Annotated in this window: 3 protein-coding genes; 2 read left to right on the top strand and 1 reads right to left on the bottom strand. The window is 42.6% G+C overall.

Going from position 1 to position 2,382, the window contains the following annotated elements:
• On the bottom strand, positions 1-794 hold a 794-nt coding region (locus B7C60_RS02745; protein ID WP_483887746.1), incomplete at its 3' end, for a multidrug effflux MFS transporter.
• Positions 795-915: 121 nt separating this feature from the next.
• Here B7C60_RS02745 and B7C60_RS02740 point away from each other — a divergent pair.
• Together B7C60_RS02740 and B7C60_RS17655 are read left to right on the top strand one after the other, a co-directional pair.
• Entirely contained in the window at positions 916-1,860 is a 945-nt protein-coding gene (locus tag B7C60_RS02740; protein ID WP_245868453.1) for a LysR family transcriptional regulator, read from the top strand.
• A gap of 356 nt (positions 1,861-2,216) precedes the next feature.
• Positions 2,217-2,382: aminopeptidase P family N-terminal domain-containing protein (locus B7C60_RS17655; RefSeq protein ID WP_245868462.1), on the top strand; the 166-nt coding region annotated here is incomplete at its 3' end.

The following is a 2,382-nucleotide window of genomic DNA, read 5'->3' as shown; positions in this document are numbered from 1 at the left end:
GCAGAGAAAAAAGCCACTATATTAACCAACGCATTCAATCCGAACCAAAATGTAAATTGATTCATGGTGAGCCCTAACCGCTCCATTAATACCAAAGGTGCTGAGGTTACATAAGCCAAAATAACAGCCATTGCGAACAAACATAATGACGCATGAAATAAAAAGGAAGGCGTTTTCAGCACTGCCCAATAACGAGACAATTTAAATACCGCTTGCTTTTCTGTACTTGGATTGGTTTCTTGCATGCATAGCAACATCAGCAATCCCACTGTGACGGCAAAACCTGCCATAAAGCTAAAATTTGCTCGCCAGCCAAACTGTTGTGTTAGCCAACTACCAAGAATAGGTGCTAAAGCGGGGATAAAGCAGATGGCTCCATTTAAGTAACTGATCATTTTACCACTGCGTTCTGGGCCAAAAAGATCGCGAACTGTTGCAAAGGCTGCTACCGATGTTGCACATGCACCTAAGCCTTGTAGCAGACGAGCCATCAGCATCCATTCAATATTTTGTGCGCTCCACGCCAATAAAGCGCTCAATGCATAGATGCCTATCCCTCCTAATGCAACAGTTCGACGTCCAAGTTTGTCAGCTAATGGGCCAGAGAACAGTTGTCCAACCCCCATAGCAAACAAAAACCAAGTAATCGTATCTTGTGCTAACGCATGTTCCACGTGAAACGATTGAGCAATCATCGGAAGTGCAGGGAGATAAATATCAATCGCTAATGGACTAAATAAAACCAACAAAATCAGCAAGCCCATTTGCTGTTGACGACTAACCTGCTTATTCACTTTCACTCATTTGACCCATTTTTATTTCTACGTTATATCGACGAAAGTGATCATAGCGCTATCTTGATATGAGTAAAAATGGCATATAATCATGGCTATTATTCCTAATAGGAAAAACAGCATGAATAATATAGAGAAGCTCGCACGCATTGATCTCAATCTATTGGTGTGCCTAAAAGTTCTTAGTGAAGAACTCAGTGTCACCCGAACGGCTCAGCGACTCTGTTTAAGTCAATCTGCAGTAAGTAAATCACTCGCGAAGCTGCGCGAACAATTTTCTGACCCTTTATTCATCCGTAGTTCTCATGGATTAAGAGCCACCCCAAAACTGTTATTTCTCAAACCTAAACTCGATATCTTGGTTAATCAGTTAGCGCTTATTATTCAGCCTGAACAGTTTTCTCCTCAATCAAGCGAATACCGCTTTCATATCGCTGCCGTAGAAAGTGTCTATCCATTAATTTTACCGCATTTTTTACCCGCAATTTTTAGCCAAGGCCCCAATCTTAGTATCAGTACCCACGCTTGGAATGAACACACCTTCAAAAAAATACAGTTGGGCGAAATCGACTTAGGGATCACCGGAAAAGATATTGATATCCATGATGCCAAACTGACCATGCAGCCGCCAAGCGATATTTGTGATCAAGAGGTTTATCGTGACACACAAATGTGTGTGGTACGGAAAAATCATCCGGTACTTTGCCACGAATGGAACTTAGAGAACTACCTCGCATTACGCCATGTTCAAGTTCGATGTGATGGTAACGATCGCTGGTTATTAGATTATCGGTTAGCCGATTTAGGTCATGAACGCGATATCGCCATTACAGTACCAGATTTTAATAGTGCAGCCAGCCTTTGTACTTACACTGATTTTGTCTTTACTGCGCCAAGCCACTTTACTCATTTAGTCGCTCACCAAATGGAATTAGTGGTGTTGCCACTACCACTGCAATTTCCACCAATGGCCTACACACTCTTTTGGCATCGAGACCGAGAAAATGATCCCGCCTTGACTTGGCTACGGCAGATCATTCAGCGTAAAACACTGCATTTACGTTGATTTAAACACCGATCCTAATCTAATAAGGAAAACAGCCATTATCTATTATTGCGCAGAAAGTTAACAACCAGCAGCACCTATCCCCAAACAACTTAGCGTTGCAGGTAAGCGGCAAGTGAGTGACAAATTTATCTAGAACAAATTTAAACAGCTGTAAACTAGTCTTTTATGAGGGCCACCGATGCCTCTCATAATCCCCATGAGCATCGACAGGCTATGTGATTGGGGTGAACGAACGTTGGTCACCCCCTGCAGCTTGAAGTAGAAAGGATATAAAAAGGCGGATATTTGCACGCCTCAAGGAAAAGGAGTAGCTTATAAAACAGCAACAAAGGACCGTTTACAAGGAAACCTCCATGTCACACCCCTATACACAACGCATGGCCAAGCTTCGTGATTGGTTAACTCAACACCATTTAGATGCCCTTATCGTCCCCCATGAGGATGAATACTTAGGTGAATATATTCCAGCGCATAATGAACGATTACAATGGCTAACTGGTTTTACAGGCTCTGCCGGTG

Source organism: Vibrio fujianensis (assembly GCF_002749895.1).
In the GTDB taxonomy this organism is placed as follows: Bacteria; Pseudomonadota; Gammaproteobacteria; order Enterobacterales; family Vibrionaceae; genus Vibrio; species Vibrio fujianensis.
This window is presented reverse-complemented; position numbering and strand designations above follow the sequence as displayed.